Source organism: Lysobacterales bacterium (genome assembly GCA_019634735.1).
Classification (GTDB): Bacteria; Pseudomonadota; Gammaproteobacteria; order Xanthomonadales; family UBA2363; genus Pseudofulvimonas.
In genome coordinates, this window is the sequence record JAHCAT010000009.1 from 1 (window position 1) to 19,454 (window position 19,454).

The 19,454-nt window shown below is 71.9% G+C and carries 15 protein-coding genes; 8 read left to right on the forward strand and 7 right to left on the reverse strand.

Annotated features, from left to right (window positions below):
- Positions 1 to 213: 213 nt before the first annotated feature.
- Positions 214 to 2,310: a TonB-dependent receptor gene (locus KF823_09565; protein MBX3726152.1), complete on the forward strand. Its 2,097-nt coding sequence runs from the start codon at positions 214 to 216 to the stop codon at positions 2,308 to 2,310.
- A gap of 7 nt (positions 2,311 to 2,317) precedes the next feature.
- On the opposite strand, the gene purD is transcribed toward KF823_09565, so the two are convergent.
- Entirely contained in the window at positions 2,318 to 3,625 is a 1,308-nt protein-coding gene (gene purD, locus KF823_09570; GenBank protein ID MBX3726153.1) for a phosphoribosylamine--glycine ligase, read from the reverse strand.
- Positions 3,626 to 3,790: 165 nt separating this feature from the next.
- On the opposite strand from purD, the gene KF823_09575 reads away from it, so the two are divergent.
- The 3 genes from KF823_09575 (at position 3,791) to aceE (ending at position 9,882) form a co-directional block, all read left to right on the forward strand.
- Positions 3,791 to 6,088, forward strand: coding sequence for an NADP-dependent malic enzyme (locus KF823_09575; protein MBX3726154.1), 2,298 nt, complete (start codon positions 3,791 to 3,793; stop codon positions 6,086 to 6,088).
- A gap of 178 nt (positions 6,089 to 6,266) precedes the next feature.
- Positions 6,267 to 6,455, forward strand: a complete 189-nt coding sequence (locus tag KF823_09580; GenBank protein MBX3726155.1) for a hypothetical protein — start codon at positions 6,267 to 6,269, stop codon at positions 6,453 to 6,455.
- Positions 6,456 to 7,170: 715 nt separating this feature from the next.
- A complete protein-coding gene (gene aceE, locus KF823_09585; GenBank protein ID MBX3726156.1) occupies positions 7,171 to 9,882 on the forward strand; it encodes a pyruvate dehydrogenase (acetyl-transferring), homodimeric type in 2,712 nt (903 codons plus the stop codon).
- 229 nt (positions 9,883 to 10,111) lie between these two features.
- Here the strand turns inward: aceE and KF823_09590 are convergent, their stop codons facing one another.
- Positions 10,112 to 10,603 (reverse strand): hypothetical protein, encoded by a 492-nt coding sequence (locus KF823_09590; protein ID MBX3726157.1) that lies wholly within the window; start codon positions 10,601 to 10,603, stop codon positions 10,112 to 10,114.
- A 310-nt stretch (positions 10,604 to 10,913) separates the two neighbouring features.
- Here KF823_09590 and KF823_09595 point away from each other — a divergent pair, with 310 nt between their 5' ends.
- Both KF823_09595 and KF823_09600 read left to right on the forward strand, forming a co-directional pair.
- Complete coding sequence (locus KF823_09595) at positions 10,914 to 11,420, forward strand: RcnB family protein (protein MBX3726158.1); 507 nt, start codon at positions 10,914 to 10,916, stop codon at positions 11,418 to 11,420.
- Between the two features lie 214 nt (positions 11,421 to 11,634).
- Entirely contained in the window at positions 11,635 to 12,252 is a 618-nt protein-coding gene (locus tag KF823_09600) for a superoxide dismutase family protein (protein ID MBX3726159.1), read from the forward strand.
- On the opposite strand, the gene dinB is transcribed toward KF823_09600, so the two are convergent.
- Both dinB and KF823_09610 read right to left on the reverse strand, forming a co-directional pair.
- Positions 12,213 to 13,394, reverse strand: coding sequence for a DNA polymerase IV (gene dinB, locus KF823_09605; protein MBX3726160.1), 1,182 nt, complete (start codon positions 13,392 to 13,394; stop codon positions 12,213 to 12,215). The two genes, KF823_09600 and dinB, sit on opposite strands and share 40 nt — an antisense overlap.
- Positions 13,372 to 14,289 (reverse strand): MOSC domain-containing protein, encoded by a 918-nt coding sequence (locus tag KF823_09610; GenBank protein MBX3726161.1) that lies wholly within the window; start codon positions 14,287 to 14,289, stop codon positions 13,372 to 13,374. The genes dinB and KF823_09610 overlap by 23 nt, the downstream gene beginning before the upstream one ends.
- On the opposite strand from KF823_09610, the gene KF823_09615 reads away from it, so the two are divergent.
- On the forward strand, positions 14,288 to 14,929 hold the full coding sequence (locus tag KF823_09615; protein MBX3726162.1) for an MliC family protein: 642 nt from the start codon (positions 14,288 to 14,290) through the stop codon (positions 14,927 to 14,929). The two genes, KF823_09610 and KF823_09615, sit on opposite strands and share 2 nt — an antisense overlap.
- Positions 14,930 to 14,996: 67 nt before the next feature.
- Here KF823_09615 and plsY read toward each other — a convergent pair whose 3' ends face one another.
- Both plsY and KF823_09625 read right to left on the reverse strand, forming a co-directional pair.
- Entirely contained in the window at positions 14,997 to 15,641 is a 645-nt protein-coding gene (gene plsY, locus KF823_09620; protein MBX3726163.1) for a glycerol-3-phosphate 1-O-acyltransferase PlsY, read from the reverse strand.
- The gene (locus KF823_09625) at positions 15,638 to 17,479 is read right to left on the reverse strand and encodes a DegV family EDD domain-containing protein (GenBank protein ID MBX3726164.1); all 1,842 of its coding nucleotides are present in this window, start codon (positions 17,477 to 17,479) and stop codon (positions 15,638 to 15,640) included. Before KF823_09625 ends, plsY begins: the two co-directional genes overlap by 4 nt.
- A gap of 262 nt (positions 17,480 to 17,741) precedes the next feature.
- On the opposite strand from KF823_09625, the gene hemF reads away from it, so the two are divergent.
- Entirely contained in the window at positions 17,742 to 18,674 is a 933-nt protein-coding gene (gene hemF, locus KF823_09630; GenBank protein MBX3726165.1) for an oxygen-dependent coproporphyrinogen oxidase, read from the forward strand.
- 217 nt (positions 18,675 to 18,891) lie between these two features.
- Here hemF and KF823_09635 read toward each other — a convergent pair whose 3' ends face one another.
- The gene (locus KF823_09635) at positions 18,892 to 19,365 is read right to left on the reverse strand and encodes an MgtC/SapB family protein (GenBank protein ID MBX3726166.1); all 474 of its coding nucleotides are present in this window, start codon (positions 19,363 to 19,365) and stop codon (positions 18,892 to 18,894) included.
- Positions 19,366 to 19,454 lie beyond the last annotated feature (89 nt).

Consider the following 19,454-nt stretch of genomic DNA (forward strand, 5'->3'; position numbering starts at 1 on the left):
GCCCGCCGGACCGGCTTGCGTCAAGTCGAAGGCCCCGCCCACGCGGGGCCTTCGCATTTCAGGGGGTCGGTTCGTGTACGACTCCCCTTCCGTGAGGCGACGGGCCCGCTCAAGTCGTCGACGAGCCGGTTCCACGGGGCTGCAAAGCGCACTACCCTAGGTGCCAGGCCAGGACGCGCGGTTCGCGTCGGGCCTCCCTCCCCGGAGAAATCGATGACACGAATCCTGCCGACCCTGGCGGCCGGCGCAGTTGCGCTTGCCTTGCACACTCCGGGCATCGCCCGGGCCGATGCCGTCGACTCGCTGGACGACGCGGGGGAGACGGCACGCCGCCTCGATCGCGTACAGATCACGGCGACGCGCCGCGAAGAGGCAGCCCTCGAGATCCCGGTGGCGGTGACGGTCGTGGATTCCGAGGACATCCTGCGCATGGCGCCGCAGACGGTTGCCGACCTTCTGCACGGCGAGCCCGGCACCTACGTCCAGCAGACCACGCCCGGCCAGGGCGTGGTGATCATCCGCGGCCTCAAGGGCTCCGAGGTCCTGCACCTCGTGGATGGCTTCCGTCTCAACAACGCGTTCTTCCGTAACGCGCCCAACCAGTACGTGGCCCTGGTCGATCCGCTCAATCTTGCGGGAATCGAGGCGGTGCGCGGTCCGATGTCGACGCTGTACGGCAGCGATGCCATGGGCGGCGTCGTGCAGTTCCTGACTCCCGAGCCGCGGTTCGCGGGCGCGGACTGGCAGGCGGGCGGTCTGCTGCGGGGGCGGTGGTCCAGCGCCGACCGTAGCTGGCACGGCCGGGCCGGGTTCGAGACCGGGCGCGACGGTGTGGCAATCACCGGCGGCGTGAGCTGGCAGGACGTCGGCACCCTGCGGGTCGGCGGCGGCGAGCGCCTGCCGTTCACGCAGTTCCAGCAGCGCAGCGGCGACCTCAAGCTGCTGCTCACCCCGGCCGGCAGCGCGCATGCGCTGATGGCGTCGTTCCAGTACAGCAAGCAGCCGGAAACGCCGCGCCACGATGCGCTGGTGCCGGGATTCGGGCAGTCGCTGCCCGACAACGCGGAGTTCCTGTTCAAGCCGCAGGCCCGCGAATTCGGTCACCTGCGCTATCGCTACACCGACGCCCTGCCGTTCGCCGACGACATCGAGGTCCATCTGGGTCGCCAGAAAGTCGTCGACGACCGGACCACCCGCGAGACCGGCACGGCGAACCGGGACCTCGAACGCAACGCCAGCATCCTGCGGGGTATCACCGCGCAAATGACCAAGACCCTGGGCGAACGCCATTTCCTGACCTATGGCGTTGAGTGGTACGACGACCGGGTCGACAGCTTCCGCGAGCGCGTCAACATCAATACCGGGGCGGTGACGGCGCGGCCGAGCCGCTACCCGGATGGCTCGACGATGGCCTCCCTGGCCGCCTACGTGGCGGACGACTGGCTGATCACAGACCGCCTGGACGTCAACCTCGGCCTGCGCTACAGCCGCTTCGACATCGACCTGCCGCCCACCATCAACGGCATCGGGGTGTCGCTGTCGCCCTCCGATGTGAACGGTCACCTGGGTCTTGCCTTCAAGCTGGGCGAGCACCTGCGCCTGGTCGGCAATGCCGGGCGCGGCTTCCGCGCGCCCAACATCTTCGACCTGGGCACCTTCGGCGACCGGCCCAGCAACCGCTTCAACATCCCCAACCCGGACCTGGCGCCGGAGACCGTGAACACCTTCGACCTCGGCCTGAAGTACGTGGATCCGGCCTGGCAATGGGAGCTGATGGCGTTCCGCTCCAACTATCGCGACAAGATCACCTCGGTGCTGACCGGGGAGCTGACCGACACCGGGCGGGCGATCGTGCAGTCGCGCAACGCCACCCGCCTTGTCCTCGAGGGACTGGAATCCGGACTGCGCTGGATGCCGACGGCGGAATGGCAGGTCTACGCCACCGGCACCTGGACGCGCGGTGACGAACGATTCGAGGGCGAGCAGTATCCCGCCGACCGGATCCCGCCCCTGTTCGGCAAGCTGGGTGCGCGCTGGGCGTTCGCTCCGGGCTGGGAGCTTGAGGGCTGGAGCGTGTACGCCGGCAGCCAGGACCGCCTGAGCCCGCGCGACGCCAGCGACGCCCGCATCAATCCGCAGGGTACGGCCGGCTGGGCCACCGTCAATGCCCGGGTGGGCTGGCAGGCCACCGAGGCGGTGATGCTGCAGCTGACCGCCGCAAACCTTGCCGACAAGCGCTATCGGGAGCACGGGTCCGGCCTGGACGAGCCCGGCCGCAACCTGTCGCTGGCGCTGGACTGGCGCTTCTGAGCCTGGCCTAGCTGTCCGCCAGGCGCGGACCGGGCGCATCGCGGGCGATCGCCCGCCAGCCGATGTCGCGCCGGTGCTGGGCACCGGCAAAGCCGATCGAGTCGACCCGCGCCAGTGCCCGGTCCCGGGCCTGGAGGACATCGTCGCCGAGCGCGCAGACCGTGAGCACCCGCCCGCCTGCCGTCCGCACGCTGCCATCGTCTGCCAACGCGGTGCCGGCATGGAAAACCTTGACGTCGTTCCGGTCGTCCTCGCCCAGTCCGTCGATGGGGTCGCCGGTGCGTCCGCGCGCCGGGTAGCCCGCGGCTGCCATGACGATGCCCAGGCTGGGGCGCGGGTCCCAATCCGGAGCTACCGAATCGGGGTGCCCGTCAAGCGCGGCCTCGAGCACCTCGACCAGGTCCGAGCGCAGGCGCAGCATCACCGGCTGCGTCTCCGGGTCGCCGAAGCGCACGTTGAACTCGAGCACCTTCGGTGTGCCGTCCGCCATCACCATGATGCCGGCGTAGAGGAATCCGGTGAATGGCCGCCCCTCGTCGGCCATGCCGGCCAGGGTCGGTACGATCACCTCGGCCTCGATCCGGGCGGCGATCTCCGGGGTCACCACCGGCGCGGGCGAATAGGCGCCCATGCCCCCGGTGTTGGGGCCGGTATCGGCCTCACCCAGCCGCTTGTGGTCCTGCGAGCTGGCCATGGCGACGAAGCGGCGGCCGGAGGCGACCACGATGTAGCTGGCCTCCTCGCCGTCGAGGAACTCCTCGATCACCACGCGGGCGCCGGCCTGCCCCAACTCGCCCTGGAAGCAATCGCGCAGCGCGGACTCCGCCTCCGCCACCGTGGTCGCCACGGTGACCCCCTTGCCGGCGGCGAGTCCGTCGGCCTTCACCACGATCGGTGCGCCGTGGTCGCGCACGTACGCCAGGGCGGGCTCCAGCGACCCGAACACCGCGTAGCGGGCGGTCGGGATGCCGTGTCGGGCGAGGAAGTCCTTGCTGAAGGCCTTGGACGCCTCGAGCTGGGCGGCTGCCTGGCTCGGGCCGAAGCAGCGCAGGCCGGCGGCCTGGAAACGGTCGACCAGGCCCGCGGCCAGCGGCGCCTCGGGGCCGACCACGGTCAGGCCGACGCCTTCCCCGCGCGCCAGGGCCAGCAGGCCATCGAGGTCGGTAATGGCGATCGCGACGTTGCGCAGGCCGGGCTCGCGCGCGGTGCCGGCGTTGCCGGGCGCGACCAGGACCTCGCTGACCCGGGACGAGCGGCCCAGCTTCCAGGCCAGGGCATGTTCGCGGCCGCCGCCGCCGATCACGAGCACTTTCATCGCCAACCGGTCCTCGGGGAGAAGGGCGCGATTATCGCCCACGTGGCGCGCCGCCGAGGGGACGGTCGCCGCACCGTCCGTGCCGGCGTCGGCCGGCCTCGGCATAATGACCGCCCCGGCGCGCCGTTCCGGCGTCGCCGCAGAACTCCGGACGGACCGCACAGCATGGACAAGGCCGAGCAACTCAAGCAGGCGGCGCTGGACTACCACCGCGCGCATCCGCCCGGCAAGATCCGGGTGGCGCCGACCAAGGCCCTGGTGACCCAGCGCGACCTGTCGCTGGCCTACTCCCCGGGCGTCGCGGCCGCCTGCGAGGCGATCGTCGAGGATGCCAACGCCGCCTCCCAGATGACCGCCCGCGGCAACCTGGTCGCAGTGATCAGCAACGGCACCGCGGTGCTGGGCCTGGGCGACATCGGACCGCTGGCGGCCAAGCCGGTGATGGAAGGTAAGGGCGTGCTGTTCCAGAAGTTCGCCGGCATCGACGTGTTCGACCTGGAAATCGACGAGCGCGACCCGGACCGGCTGGTCGACATCATCGCCGCGCTGGAGCCCACCTTCGGCGGCGTCAACCTCGAGGACATCAAGGCGCCGGAGTGCTTCATCGTCGAGCGCAAGCTGCGTGAGCGCATGAAGATCCCGGTGTTCCATGACGACCAGCACGGCACCGCGATCATCGTCGGCGCGGCGGTGCTGAACGCCCTCGAGGTGGTCGGCAAGCGCATCGAGGACGTGGTGCTGGCGACCAGCGGCGCCGGCGCAGCGGGCATCGCCTGTCTGGACATGCTGGTGGCGCTGGGCATGAAGCCGGAGAACATCCTGGCGGTGGACCGCGACGGCGTCCTCTACACCGGACGCCCGGGCATGGACGCCGACAAGGCGCGCTATGCGCGCGACACCGACAAGCGATCGCTTGCGGAGATCGTCGTGGGCGCCGACGTATTCCTGGGCTTGTCCGCAGGCGGCGTGCTGAAGCCGGAGATGGTCGCGGCCATGGCCGAGCGGCCGGTGATCCTGGCGCTGGCCAACCCGAACCCCGAGATCCTGCCCGAGCACGCGCGCGCCGTGCGACCGGACTGCATCGTCGCCACCGGCCGCAGCGACTACCCCAACCAGGTCAACAACGCACTGTGCTTTCCCTACATCTTCCGGGGCGCGTTGGACGTCGGCGCCACAACCATCAATGAGGCCATGAAGCTGGCCTGCGTCAGGGCGATCGCCCGGCTGGCGCGCATGGAGGCCTCCGACATCGCGGCCAGCGCTTACGGCGGAGCGCCTGCGGCGTTCGGCCCGGAGTACCTGATCCCGCAGCCCTTCGACCCGCGCCTGCTGGTCGAACTGGCACCAGCGGTGGCGCAGGCGGCAATGGATTCGGGCATCGCCACCCGGCCGATCGTCGACATGGACGCCTATCGCGAGAGGCTGTGGCAGTTCGTGTTCCGGACCGGCCTGATGATGAAGCCGGTGTTCGCCGCCGCCAAGCGTGACCGCAAGCGGGTCTGCTACGCCGAGGGCGAGGAGGAGACCGTGCTGCGCGCCGTGCAGACGGTCGTCGACGAGGGCCTCGCCACCCCTGTCCTGATCGGCCGGCCGGCGGTGATCGAACGGCGCATCGAGCGCCTGGGTCTGCGCATCCGGGCCGGCCGCGACATCGAAGTGGTCAACATCGACGACGACCCGCGGTTCAACGACTACTGGCAGCTCTACCACTCGATCATGCGCCGCAAGGGCGTGACACCGGCCGTCGCCAAGGCGATCGTGCGCTCCCGGGCGTCGGCGATCGCCGCGCTCGCGCTGCGCCGGGGCGAAGTCGACGCGATGATCTGCGGCCTGGTCGGCCGCTACCAGAAGCGGGTCCGCTACGTGCTCGACATCCTCGGCCTGGACGAGGGTGTGCACGCCCCGGCGGCGGTCACCGCGGTGATCAACGACAAGGGCACCTTCTTCTTCCTGGACACCCATGTCCAGGTCGATCCGGACGCCGAGATGATCGCCGAGAGCACGCTGCTGGCCGCCGAGCGGCTGCGTTGGTTCGGCATCGAGCCCAAAGTCGCCCTGCTTTCGCACAGCAACTTCGGCAGCCACGCCGACGCCAGCGCCAGCAAGATGCGCCGGGCCTGCGCCCTGCTGCGCGAAATGGCGCCGACCCTCGAGTTCGAGGGCGAGATGCATGGCGACGCCGCGCTCACCGAGGCGATCCGCGAGCGGCTGTTCCCCGACTCGCAGCTCAAGGGTGCCGCCAACCTGTTCGTGATGCCGAACCTGGACGCGGCGAACATCGCGCTGAACCTGGTCCGGACGTTGACCGATGGCGTGGTGATCGGCCCGATGCTGCTGGGCGTGCGGGGCGCCGCGCATGTCCTGACGCCATCGGCCACCGTGCGCCGGGTCGTGAACATGACCGCGCTCGCGGCGGTCGATGCCCAGCAGCGCGCAAGCCAGCAGCCCGGCCTGGGCTTCTGATCCGTACGGCCCCTGCGCGTCGTCCCTTGATGGTCGACCCGGGCGGGACCTCCGCGCCGGCCATGCCAGCCGCGGGGGAGCGGCTGCACGGCCGGGTCGGGGCTGCGGCAGAATGTCCCCCGGGCGGCAGTCCGCCGCCCCGCCGGTCGCTGCGGCCGGCGCCACACGGGAGACCTCGATGTCCGGCATTCTGAAGTCCGTCGCCGCCCTGGTGATCGTGGTGCTGGCGGCGCTCGCCATTGCCGTGGTGTTCGGCCTGATCAACCTGTCGGCGCTGGGCGAGTACGCCGGCAAGGTGGTCCTGGTCGGCTGCATCGTCGCGATCGCCAGTGGCGCGCTCGCGCTGCTGCTCGGCAGGCGTCCCTGAGCGCGTCCCTCCCGGCGATGTCGGCGGGCCGACCTGCCGGGGGGCGGTGGCACGTATGGCCGTTGCGCACGACTGGTGATCCCGCCGCGCCCCCCAACGCCGGGCCGGGCAGGCGGGCCGAGCGGGCCGCTTCTTGGTTGCACGCTTGCTGATCAATGGCTTGGGAAGCATTCGGCCTGGCCCGGCGAGGGCGAGGAAAGCGTGGCCACCCACGCTGTCGTTAAGGTAGACTTAACGGCCCCTGCCACTCCGGGGTGTGGCGGGAATCGCATTCCAAGAAGACGACGTCATGTGGCATTCGGGGCTGCGGCGTTACCAAGCGCGCCGCAGCCTTACTTTATCGATGCCACCTGGACACGTCGGCCACCCTGCCAGCGGACGCGCAGGCCCGGCCAGGTCTCGGATGGACGGCCTCCGCCCATGTGACCCGCCCCGTCGTGCGACCACCCCAGTACGGGCAGCTCCGTTGTGCAAAGGTGCGTTATCCCTGTTGCGCAGGTGCCCGACAGGCTCCGCGCCGATCAAGACCCTTCCTTCCAGAGTCGCGGTGGATCAGCTGCGGACCAGCGGCGGCTGACGTCCCCGCTGCCTGGTGCCGGTACTCGACGGCCGGAGGCAGCGGGCCGCTGTTCAGCGGCCTGCTAGACTCGCCCGCTGCAGCAACGACACCGATCGTCGCCGTCGTCGACGGCGCCCCGACGCGAGACCCAGCGCCATGAACGCCAGCCAGGACCCCACCCGCAACGACCTCGATCCCGTCGAGACCCGCGAATGGCTGGACGCCATCCAGGCGGTGATCGGCAGCGACGGCGCCGAGCGCGCCCACTTCCTTCTGGAGCGCATGATCGAGGAGACCCGGCGCGCCGGGGGGCACCTGCCGTTCCGCCTGACCACCGGCTACCACAACACCATCCCGCCCGAGCGCGAACAGCGCAGTCCCGGCGACCAGAACCTGGAATGGCGGATCCGTTCGATCATCCGCTGGAACGCCCTGGCCACCGTGGTCCGTGCCAACCGGCGCCCGGGTGAGCTGGGTGGCCACATCGCCAGCTTCGCCTCGGCCGCGACCCTCTACGACGTCGGCTTCAACCATTTCTGGCGGGCGCCCCATGAGGGCCATCCGGGCGACCTGCTTTACATCCAGGGCCATTCCAGCCCGGGCGTCTACGCGCGCGCCTTCCTGGAAGGCCGGATCAGCGAGACCGAGCTGGACCGCTTCCGCATGGAGGTCGACGGCGGCGGCCTCAGCTCCTACCCGCATCCCTGGCTGATGCCGGACTTCTGGCAGACCCCGACCGTTTCGATGGGCCTGGGCCCGATCATGGCCATCTACCAGGCGCGCTTCTGCAAGTACCTGGAGCACCGCGGCCTGTTGCCGCGCTCCGACCGCAAGATCTGGTGCTTCATGGGCGACGGCGAGACCGACGAGCCCGAATCGCTGGGTGCGATCACCCTGGCCGGCCGCGAGAAGCTGGACAACCTGGTGTTCGTCATCAACTGCAATCTACAGCGCCTGGACGGCCCGGTGCGCGGCAACGGCAAGATCATCCAGGAGCTGGAGGGCGCCTTCCGCGGTGCCGGCTGGAACGTGCTCAAGGTGGTCTGGGGCAGCCGCTGGGACCCGCTGCTGCAACGCGACCACGAGGGGCTCCTGCGCCGGCTGATGATGGAGACCGTCGACGGCGAATACCAGAACTGCAAGGCCTTCGGCGGCGCCTACACGCGCGAGAACTTCTTCGGCAAGTATCCGGAGACCCGCGCCATGGTCGAGACCATGTCCGACGAGGACATCTGGCGCCTCAACCGCGGCGGCCACGATCCCCACAAGGTCTACGCCGCCTACCACGCGGCGATGAACAGCGACGGCATTCCGACCGTGGTCCTGGCCAAGACGGTCAAGGGCTACGGCATGGGCAAGGCCGGCGAGTCGCTCAATCCCACCCACCAGACCAAGAAGCTGGACGACGAGGCGGTCCGCGCCTTCCGCGACCGCTTCCAGATCCCGGTGCCGGACGAGCGCATCGCCGAAGTCCCGTACTACCACCCGGGTCCGGATTCGGAAGAGGTCGGATATCTCAAGGCACGCCGCGAGGCCCTGGGGGGTTCGCTGCCGCAGCGTCGCGCACGCGCCAGCGAGAGCCTTCCGGTGCCTGGCCTGGACGCCTTCGAGCGTCTGCTCAAGGACACCGGCGAGCGCGAGATCTCCACCACCATGGCCTTCGTGCAGGCGCTCAACATCATCCTGCGCGACAAGCAGGTCGGGCCGCGCTGCGTGCCGATCGTCGCCGACGAGGCGCGCACCTTCGGCATGGAAGGCCTGTTCCGGCAGATCGGCATCTACGCGCCGGAAGGCCAGAAGTACAAGCCGGTCGATGCCGACCAGCTCATGTACTACCGCGAGGACCAGGCCGGCCAGGTGCTGCAGGAAGGCATCACCGAGGCGGGTGCGTTCTCGAGCTGGATCGCCGCGGCGACCAGCTACAGCACCAACGACCTGCCGATGCTGCCGTTCTTCATCTTCTATTCGATGTTCGGCATGCAGCGCATCGGCGACCTCGCCTGGGCGGCCGGCGACATGCGCGCGCGCGGTTTCCTGCTGGGCGCCACCGCCGGCCGCACGACGCTCAACGGCGAGGGCCTGCAGCACGAGGACGGCCATTCGCACCTGCTGGCCGGCAACATCCCCAACTGCCGGGCCTACGACCCCGCCTTCGCCGGCGAGGTCGCGGTGATCCTCCAGGACGGCATGCGCCGCATGCTGACCGAGCAGGAGGATGCCTACTGGTACATCACCCTGATGAACGAGAATCACGGCCACCCGGCACTGCCCGACGATGCCCGCGAGGGCGTGGTCAGGGGCATGTACCTGCTGCGCGATTCGGGGTTCGGGGCCCGCGATGCAAAGGCCAAGGGCAAGGCCGGCGCGCGCCCGCACGTGCAGCTGCTGGGCTCCGGCGCCATCCTGCGCGAGGTGATCGCCGCTGCCGAGCTGCTCGACACCGAGTTCGGGGTCAGCGCCGACATCTGGTCGTGCACCAGCTTCTCGGAGCTGCGTCGCGACGGCATCGAAGCCGAGCGCTGGAACCGCCTGCATCCCAAGGCCAAGGCGCCCCGGCAACCGTGGATCACGGGCCTGCTGCAGGGTCGGGCCGGCCCGGCGATCGCCGCCACCGACTACGTCCGTCAGGTCGCCGACCAGGTGCGCGCCTGGGTTCCCATGCCCTACACCGTGCTGGGCACCGACGGCTACGGCCGCAGCGACACCCGCGCCAACCTGCGCCGATTCTTCGAGGTCGACCGCTACTGGATCGCCCACGCGGCAATCGCTGCCCTGGCCGAGCAGGGCCAGAAGACCGCCGACGACGTCGCCCGCGCCATCAAGACCTTCGGTCTGGACCCTGACAAGCCCAATCCGGCGACGGTCTGAGCGGGCGCCGGCGCCGGTTGGAGGCGCCGGCGGTCCGGCCGCACCCGCCGCTCCGGATGCTTCCGCAGGACGCGCAAGCGAGGCGGTCGGGATCGCCTCGTATCGCGGGCGACAAGCCGTTGGACGGTGAACGCGTGATCGACACCACGGCGATCCGGCCAACGGGAGCGGACCGCGCCACGGCGCGGAGTTCATCGGCCGCAATGGCGGCCTCAAGCATGCAGCCGGGCTACTGGTTGCGGCCGATGGTGGCGTCGGGCGTGCGCCGCGCGGCCTCGCTGGCGGCTTCCGCCTGGCGTCCGGCGAGCTGGCAGCTCATCTGCGCGATCCGGCTGCCGACGCTGGCGGCGGGCTGGCAGCTCAGGCGCTCGCCGGCGTCCAGGCCGAGCGTCTCCACGACCGCCGTGTGGTCGGCGACGATACGCTCGACCTGCGGTGGGCGCAGATGGCGCCAGGCCCGGATCGGCGCCAGGGACGCCCGCAGCCGCTGCAGCGCGGCTTGTGCAGCGTCCCTGGCTTCAGGCGACAGCCCGGCGAAGCCGCCCGATGCCAGCGCGTCGGCCCAATGGCCGGTCTGTCGAAGCACGTCGGCCGGGGAAACCGGTCCCGCCACCGGCGTCGGAAAGGTATGTTCGTCGTTCTGGCGGCGCTGCGCATGTACGTCGCCGAGGGTCGCCGGCAGCGCCAGGGCCAGCAGCACGGCGGGGAAGGCTCGGGACATGGGGCGCTCCAGGTCGTGGAAAGGTCGGGCGGGAACGGCGCGGGACTCGGCCTCGCCGAACGGGCGGTCCATTGCCGCGATGATGATCGGACGGGTCGGGCGCCGAAAACGTCGCGCGGTCCGGACCGCAACGACTTCCGGACGGCGGATGGCCACGTCTACCGGACCGGCGGAGCGGCCAATTCCCAGCGCCGCCTGAACGTCCTTGCGGCGGTTCAAAACCGATTAAGGCGACGGGCGCGAACGTGGGCTCCGCAGCGGAACTTCCCCGCTGCCGTCCGGCCGGGTCGGCCGTTCCGAGGACATCACCATGGGTAGACTGCTTTCCTGCACGCTCGTCGCCGCGCTGGCCGGTGCCGCCGGCCTGGTCGAGGCCTCGCCGCGCGACCGTGGCGGCCATGAGCGCGGCCCGCACGGCCATAGCCATGCCCAGCAGCGCTGGCACGATGGCGACCGCCGGCCTGGCCGTCACGACCGTCACGGCCGCGACGACCGCCGGTACCGTCCGGATCCCGGTCAACGGCCGCCGCATGGCCAGGCCTGGCGGCCGGGGCCGGGCTACAGGCCGGGCTATGGCTATGGCTATCCGCCGCCGGGGCACTACGTGCGTCCGCACGGGTACCGCCCGTATCGCTGGAGTCACGGCCACCGCCTGCCGCGCGGTTACTACGCGCCGGTCTATTACGTCGATTACCGGCCCTACCGCCTGGCGCCGCCGCCCTATGGCCATCGCTGGGTGCGGGTCGATGGCGATGTCCTGCTCGTGGCGCTGGCCACCGGACTGGTCGTGGATGCCGTCTACGGTCTGTTCCGCTGAGCCCGGCGGGCCCCGGCCGGACCGTTGGCCGACCATCCAGGCGCGCCTGCGTGCGCGGGCGCGCTCTGCCCGGATCCGCAGGGCGACGGTCGCGCCGCTGCGTTGGCGGCACGGTCCGTGCAGGCGGGCGGTCAACCCCGCATAATCGGATTCCCTGGTGGCGGATGCCGGTAACGGCACCGCTGCCGACCCGCCGATACAGCCAGGAGTTGCCATGCGCCCGTCGATCCTTTCCTGCCTCGTCCTTGCCACCGCAGTCAGCGCCGCGCTCGGCCAGGGCCACGCCGCAGCGGCCGACATGAAGGCGCAGCTCAACGAGGCGCGGGCGGAGCTGGCGCCGACCCAGGGCAACCGCGCCCGCGGCACCCTCACCCTGTCCCCGGACAGCCGCGGTCTGCGCATCAGCGGCACCGTGGCCAACCTGCGCGCCAATGGCGAGCATGGTTTCCACGTCCATGCGGTCGGCGACTGCAGCGCCGCCGACGCCAGCAGCGCCGGCGACCACTTCAATCCCGGCAACCACAACCACGGAAACCCCAGGACCAGCGCGCCGAACCACGCCGGCGACATGCCGAACCTTCGGGCGGATGCCCGCGGCACCGCCACCTTCGCGTTCCGGATCACCGGCGTCACGCTCGGCGACGGCGGCGACGCCGACGTCCTGGGCAAGGCCATCGTGGTCCATGCCGATGCCGACGACTACAGCAGCCAGCCGGCCGGCAATGCCGGTGCACGCATCGCCTGCGGGGTGATCGAGGCGACGCCGGCGCCAGCGCTGGCGCCGCAGCCGATTCAGGAAGCGGCGCCGGCGACGCAGCCCGCAGCCGGCTGACCAGGTTGGCCTGACGCTGTCGCGTCGCCGGCGGCGAACAGGTCGCCGGGCGAGGGCGCGTCCTCGAAATTGGCCAGGCCCACGCCGGCCAGCCGATAGCGCGTGTGTTCCGGCAGGTCGACGCGCTTCAGCAGGGTGGCCAGCACGGCTTCGACCTCGGCCAGCGAGCGCAGCGGATGCGGCGGCGTCAGGCTGCGCGTCAGCAGGCGGAACTGTGCGGTCTTGAGTTTCAGCACCACGGTGCGGGCGAGTGCCCCGTGCCGTTGCGCCAGTTGCCAGGTGCGCTCGGCCAGCCGTCGCAGGTCCGGCGTCAGCGCCGACAGGGGCAGGTCCTCGGCGAAGGTGTCCTCGCAGGAGATCGACTGGCGCGGTCGATCCGGCTGCACCGGCGACTCGTCGATGCCCAGTGCGAGTTCGGCCAGGCGACGCCCCCAGCGGCCGAACTGCGCAGAAAGCGTTTCCGCGCCCAGGGCGCGCAGGTCGCCGACCATGGCCACGCCGAGAGCAGCCAGCCGAGCCGCCATCACCCGGCCGACGCCCGGCAGGCGGTCGACCGGCAGCGGCGCCAGGAAGTCCAGGACCTGGTGCGGGCGAAGCACGAACAGGCCATCGGGCTTGCGCCAGTCCGAGGCGATCTTGGCCAGGAAGCGATTGGGAGCGACACCGGCCGAGGCGGTCAGATCGAGTTCCTCGCGGATCGCCGCCCGGATCGCCTGCGCCACCGCGGTGCCGCTCGACAGGCCCGAGCTCGGCCGGGTCACGTCCAGGTAGGCCTCGTCGAGCGAGAGCGGTTCGATAAGGTCGGTATGCCGCGCGAAGATCGCGCGGACCTGCCGCGATACCGCGCGGTAGCGGGTGAAGTCCGGTGGCACGAACACGGCGTCCGGGCACAGCCGTTCGGCGCGCAGCGCGGGCATCGCCGAGCGCACCCCGAAGCGCCGCGCCTCGTAGCTGGCCGCGCACACCACGGAACGACGGCCGCGCCAGGCCACCACCACCGGCCGGCCGCGCAGCGACGGATCATCGCGCTGCTCGACCGAGGCGTAGAAGGCGTCCATGTCGACATGCACGATGCGACGTGCGTCTGCCGGCAGCGCGGCCGGCGCGTCGGCGGGGCGCTCAGTCGAGGACGACGACGGCATCGCCGGTGCGCAGGCGGCCCTCGCCGCGCGGGATGAGGTTGACGCCGAAGGTGACGCCGCTGTCGCCGCGCCGGTATGCCTTCAGGCTGGCCAGCGGTTCGCCCTGCGGATCGGGCACCCCGGTGTCCGGGTCGACCAGCGTGAACACGCAGCGCGTGCAAGGCTTCGCGGCCTCGAACTCGACCTCGCCGATGCGCAGACGCCGCCAGCCGTCCTCGGCATGGGCCGGGCAGCCGCCGACCACCAGGTTGGGCCGGAAGCGCAGGGCGGCCATCGGTCTGCCGACGCGCTCGCCGAGCGTCGCCAGCGCGGCCGCCGACAGCAACAGCAGCGGATAGCCGTCGGCGAAGCTGACCTCGTCGCCCGGCCGGGCGTGCACCGGATCGACAGGGCGCCGGGCCCCGGCGTCCATGTACACCAGGGACACCGGCCTGCCCAGCACGCGCGACAGCCAGGCGTCGGCGTCGGCACCGCAGGTCAGGGCATCGACGTCGTCCTTCCAGATCCGCACCCGGCGGCGGCGTTGCTGCGCGTTCGGCTTGGGCAGCGCCAGCGTCGGCGACCCCGGCGATTGCAGCACCAGGCCGTCGGGCATGGCCACGGCGCGGATCCGGACCAGCGCCGGCAGCTGCCGGCCGGTCAGGAAGCGGCCGTCGGCGTCGACCACCAGCCAGCGCCGGTCGCCCTTCAGTCCGCGAGGTTCCACCGTGGCCTGCGCGAGCGGCTGCGCCGCGGCCGACTTCAAGGGATAGCGGTAGATCGCTTCCAGCTGCACGCGGCCAGTGTAGCCCGGGATCCGGCCGGGGCGGGCGACGCTGGCCCGCCTGACGGCATTGCGGGATGATGCGGATACGGTCGCGGGCGCATGCTGCGACCCCGGCCAGGAGGTTGCCATGAGCCACGCAAGTCCGATGCGCGCCCTGCTTGCGGTCGCCGCCAGCGTCCTGGCCGGCTGCGCCGCCACGCCGTCGCGCAACGACGCCGGGTCCGGTCCGCAGGCTTTCCGGTGCGGCGACGAGGAGGTGCTGGCGCGCTTCCTGCCCGGCGAGGTGGAGCTTGCGTGGGCCGGCGGCAGCCGGCGGCTGCCGGCCGCGGTGGCCGCGTCCGGTGCCCGCTACGCGCGCGGCAACGACGAGTTCTGGACGCGCGGCGACCAGGGCTGGCTGCGGCTGGACGGCGTCCGCAGGGACTGTGTGGTGATCCCGGTCGATCCGTGGCGAGACGCACGCGCCCGCGGCGCCGGATTCCGGGCGATCGGCCAGGAGCCCGGCTGGGTCGCCGAACTGGCGCCCGGACCCGACGCCTGGCTGGCCGTGCAGCTCGACTACGGCAGCCGAACCCTTCGCGCCGAGCGGACCCGGCGGCTGGCGGATGCCGCCGGCGTGGTCGCCGAAGTCGACGGCGAGACGGTGACGTTGCGCATCCGGCCCGAGCCCTGCATCGACGTGATGAGCGGCGAGGCCTACGAGGCGACCGCCGAGCTGCGCATCGGGGACCGCCGCCTGGCCGGCTGCGGGCGATTCCTGGCCGACTGATCCCCGGCCGGCGCTGCCGGTATCCCGAGGACGCGGTCGGGCCGGACGCAACGCGCCCGTGCGTGCCTCAGCGGCGGCCCAACAGGCGCGGCAGGATCCGTGCGCGCTCGAAGCGCAGCTCCTTGCCGGCCCGCAGCCGCGCCAGGTTGCCGCGGTGGGTCCACACCAGCAGCGCGGCGGCGGCCAGCGCCAGCGCGAATACGCCGGGGACGGCGCGCCAGCCCGTGAACGCCAGGGCGACCGGGAAGCTCACGGCGGCCGTCACCGTGGCCAGCCCGACGTAGCCGGTGGCGGTCAGCACCAGCAGCCAGGCCAGCAGCATGACCAGGGCCAGGCCGGGAAACAATGCCAGGACGGTGCCGAACGCGGTTCCGGCGCCCTTGCCGCCACGCAGGCCATGCCAGAGCGGATAGCAGTGGCCGACCGCCGCAGCCAGGCCGCAGGCCAGGCCGGTGGCTGCCGGTGCCAGCAGGTCGGCCCCGAACCAGGGCAGGCGGGCCACCACCAGGGCCGCCGCCACGCCCTTGCCGACGTCGATCGCCGCGACCGCCAGGGCGAAGCCCCGGCCCTGGGTGCGCAGGGCATTGGTGGCGCCGGCATTGCCGCTGCCGGCCCTGCGGATGTCGACGCCGCGCAGCCTGCCCAGCAGCAGGCTGCCGACCACGCTGCCGAGCAGGTAGGCGAGCAGCAGCTTGGCCAGCAGGGCGGTCACGGCGGGGCGTCGAAAAGCGCCTGCAGGCCGACGACCAGCGTCCCCGGTCCGGCGTGGGCGCCGATCGCCGGGCCGTTCTCGGTCACCCACACCGTGTCCAGCCCGGTGATCCGATCGCGCAGGGCGCCGGCCAGGCGTGCCGCCTGGTCGGCGGCATCGCAGTGACCGACGATGGCGCGCCAACGATCGGCGCCTCGGGCGCGGCGCGCGATCACCGCGGCGAAGCGCTCGGTGAGGTCCGACCTGCCGCGCAACGCGCGGAACGGCTTGACCTTGCCGCCGCGGGCGGTGACCAGCAGGGTCAGCCCGAACCAGTCGGCGACGCGCTTGAGCAGCGGCGGCAGGCGGCCGCCGGCGACCCCGTAGCGCAGGTCGGCGATCATCCCGAAGGTGCGGGTATCGGTCATGGCGCGGGCCACCGCGGCCTGCACGGTGGCCAGGTCGGCGCCGGTGGCGGCCACTTCGGCGGCCCGGATCGCGATCAGCGCCTGGCCGGCCGAGACGTTGAGCGTATCGATCACGTGGATGTTGCCGGCACCGGCCTCGCGCGCGGCGGTTCCGGCGGCCTGGAAAGTGCCCGACACCTGGCTGGACAGGCTGACCGAGACAATGTCCCGGCAGTGCGCCAGGACCAGCTCGTAGGCGCGGCGGAAGTCGCCAGGCGGTGGCTGGCTGGTGCGCGGCGGAGTGGGATCCAGGCGCAGCCGGGCGTAGAGCTCGGCTGGCGCCAGGGTGACGCGGTCCATGAAATCCTCGTCGCCGAAGTTGACCCGGACCGGGACCACCGTCAGGCCCAGCCGCTCGGCCTGGCCGGCCGGCAGGTCGGCGGCCGAATCGACCACCACGCGCACCGGCTGGAACGGCGCCGCCCGCAGCCGCGCCTGCGCCTGCATGTCGTCGGCCTTGCGCTGCGCCACCGTGCCAAGCGCGGACAGCGCCTCGAACAACCGGTTCGGCTGGTCGATGTGGGCATGAACGCGGACCCGCTCGCGGCCACCGGCGACCACCAGCGAGTCCAGGGCCAGGCCGGACAGCGCGGCATGCACGCGCTCCGGCGCCAGGTCGGTCCCCGACAGCGAGCATTCGGTGCAATAGCGGAACGGGCTGGCGGTCTCGACCGACTCCAGGTGCACGTCGGCATGCGCGCCGCCGGCGAGGTCGCGCAGTTCGGGTGGCAGGCGCAGGGCATCGCGGCCGCGGGCGATCAGGTCGTCGACACCCTCCAGGAAATCGACGAAGCCGGCGGCACCGGCATCGACCACGCCGGCCGCACGCAGCACCGGCAACTGCTGGGGCGTCGCCGCCAGCGAAGCGCGCGCCCGCGCCAGGGCGGCGCGGAACAGCGCGGTGAGGTCGCGCACGCCGCGCTCGGCCTGGTCGCGCAACTCCCCCGCGAAGTCGTGGATGACGCTCAGGATGGTGCCCTCGCGCGGCTGCGCCAGGCAGGCCCGCGCCGAGCGGGCGGCGGCCTGCGCGGCCAGCGCAAGCTGGTCGGCGTCGACCTCGCGACGGCTGCCGACCGCCTCCGCCAGGCCCTGGAAGAACTGCGCGAAGATCGCGCCGGAGTTGCCGCGCGCGCCATCGACGGCCTCGCGCGCCACCTGGCGCAGCACGGTGCCGACATCGCCGCCGCGATCGCGTCGGGCGCTGCCCAGCACGGCGGCGAGGGTGAACGCCAGGTTGCTGCCGGTGTCGCCGTCGGGCACCGGAAAGACGTTGATCCGGTTGAGGTAGTCGCGGCGGGTCAGGACCCGGCGACAGCCGGCGATCAGGGCGGCCTTCAGGCGGCTGCCGCTCAGGTGCAGGGCGGGATCGGGCGACGCAGACAGGGTGTGCATAGGCGGGGCAGCATACGGGGGCGGATGCGGCCCGTCGTGCTGCGATGCAGCGCCCGGCCTGGGCTACCATGGCGCCCACCGCGAAGTCGTGGCGTTGCCCGCGCCGGACCGTCGCCCGGCTGCGGCCGGGCGACCGTCCGGACCCCGTTCGAATCGGAGGAATCCCGATGCCGCGCAGCCCGAAGCGGGCACGTCCCGCCCTGTTCCATTCGTCCGCCGCGGCTGCACCCGCGCTCGCCGGCCCCCCCGAGGGGATACCTTCGTGAACGCGGCGCCCCAGGCACCCGAAGGCGCGCCGGAGGCGGCCGCCGTCCAGGCCTTCCTGCGCGGCCTGCAGGACCGCATCTGCACGGCCATCGAGGCGGCCGATGGCAGTGCGCGCTTCAGCGAGGACGTGTGGCAGCGCCCGGAAGGCGGTGGCGGCCGGTCGCGGGTGCTGCGCGAGGGCGCGGTGTTCGAACAGGCAGGGATCGGCTACTCCGAGGTCCATGGCGAGCGGCTTCCGCCGGCCGCCAGCGCCAGCCGGCCGGCCCTGGCGGGCGCGCCGTGGCGGGCGATGGGCGTGTCGCTGGTGTTCCACCCGCGCAACCCCTACCTGCCGACCACCCACATGAACGTGCGCTACTTCGAGGCGCGCCCGGCGGACGCGTCGCCGGTGTGGTGGTTCGGCGGCGGCTTCGACCTGACGCCGTTCTACCCGTTCGACGAGGATGTCCGGCACTGGCACCAGGTGGCCGCCGACCTGTGCGCGCCGTTCGGCGGCATCGAGCGCTACCAGGCGCACAAGCGCTGGTGCGACCAGTACTTCTTCCTGCGCCACCGTGGCGAGACCCGCGGCGTCGGCGGGCTGTTCTACGACGACCTCAACGAAGACGGATTCGATCGCTGCTTCGCCTACACCCGTGCGGTGGGCGAAGGCTTCCTGGACGCCTACCTGCCGCTGGTGGCGCGGCGCCGGGATACGCCCTGGGGCGAGCGCGAGCGGCAGTTCCAGCTGTACCGGCGCGGTCGTTACGTCGAGTTCAACCTGGTGTTCGACCGCGGCACCCTGTTCGGTCTGCAAAGTGGCGGCCGCACCGAGTCCATCCTGATGAGCCTGCCGCCGCTGGTGCGCTGGCAGTACGGCTGGCAGCCCGAGCCCGGGTCGCCGGAGGCGCGCCTGGCCGACTACCTGGTGCCGCGCGAGTGGCTGTAGCGGAAGGACCAGCGTCGCGCGGCGCGATGCGCCAGCCACGCGACGTCCGGGCGGATGCCGGCCAGCAGGCTGTTGAAAAACAGCCTGCTGGCGGCGGGCATGGATGGCCGCTCGGCGAAGCAGGTGCGTAAGCAGTTGATTCGACGGGAGCCCGTCCGGACCTGCGCCGGACGGGCGGCTTGAAAAACGACCAGGAAGGTCGTTTTTCAACAAGCTGCTAGTCCTTTGGCGGTTCCTGCCGCGGCAGCTTGCGCTCCAGGTGGCTGAACACGACCAGCACCAGCAGCGACAGCACCGCGACACCGATCCCAAGACCGTAGCGGGCCAGGCCGGTTGCGATGCCGATCGCCGCGGCCATCAGCAGAGACACCGCGGTGGTGAGTCCCAGCACGTGGTCGTGGCTGGCGCTGCGCAGGATGGTGCCGGCGCCGATGAAGCCCACGCAGGCGATCACCGCCTCGATCAGGCGCACCGGATCGACCTGCAGGATGCCGGCGTAGTCCTCGCGCATGAAGGTTTCGGCCAGCACGTCGCCGAGGCCGACGATCAGCGCGGCCGCGCCGGCGACCAGCATGTGCGTGCGCAGGCCCGCAGGCTTCGCCCGCGTCTCCCGCTCCAGGCCGATCAGGCCGCCCAGCGCCATGGCGGCGACCACGCGGCCCAGGATCGCAAGGTCCTGCTGCAACCACACTTCCATGGCAAGGCGTCCGGTGACGCGGCGAGTCTAGCGCCGGCCGGCCGCCGGGCGCGGCAGGGGCGGGGGCGGGCGGTGCGACGAGC

Bases quoted from the DNA above. Each gene is read 5' to 3' on its own strand.
- KF823_09590 (MBX3726157.1), bottom strand. From the start codon at position 10,603: ATGTCCCGAGCCTTCCCCGCCGTGCTGCTGGCCCTGGCGCTGCCGGCG.
- KF823_09580 (MBX3726155.1), top strand. From the start codon at position 6,267: ATGTCCGGCATTCTGAAGTCCGTCGCCGCCCTGGTGATCGTGGTGCTG.
- KF823_09615 (MBX3726162.1), top strand. From the start codon at position 14,288: ATGAGCCACGCAAGTCCGATGCGCGCCCTGCTTGCGGTCGCCGCCAGC.
- dinB (MBX3726160.1), bottom strand. From the start codon at position 13,394: ATGCCGTCGTCGTCCTCGACTGAGCGCCCCGCCGACGCGCCGGCCGCG.
- KF823_09625 (MBX3726164.1), bottom strand. From the start codon at position 17,479: ATGCACACCCTGTCTGCGTCGCCCGATCCCGCCCTGCACCTGAGCGGC.
- aceE (MBX3726156.1), top strand. From the start codon at position 7,171: ATGAACGCCAGCCAGGACCCCACCCGCAACGACCTCGATCCCGTCGAG.
- KF823_09575 (MBX3726154.1), top strand. From the start codon at position 3,791: ATGGACAAGGCCGAGCAACTCAAGCAGGCGGCGCTGGACTACCACCGC.
- KF823_09610 (MBX3726161.1), bottom strand. From the start codon at position 14,289: ATGGCAACCTCCTGGCCGGGGTCGCAGCATGCGCCCGCGACCGTATCC.
- purD (MBX3726153.1), bottom strand. From the start codon at position 3,625: ATGAAAGTGCTCGTGATCGGCGGCGGCGGCCGCGAACATGCCCTGGCC.
- KF823_09565 (MBX3726152.1), top strand. From the start codon at position 214: ATGACACGAATCCTGCCGACCCTGGCGGCCGGCGCAGTTGCGCTTGCC.
- KF823_09595 (MBX3726158.1), top strand. From the start codon at position 10,914: ATGGGTAGACTGCTTTCCTGCACGCTCGTCGCCGCGCTGGCCGGTGCC.
- KF823_09600 (MBX3726159.1), top strand. From the start codon at position 11,635: ATGCGCCCGTCGATCCTTTCCTGCCTCGTCCTTGCCACCGCAGTCAGC.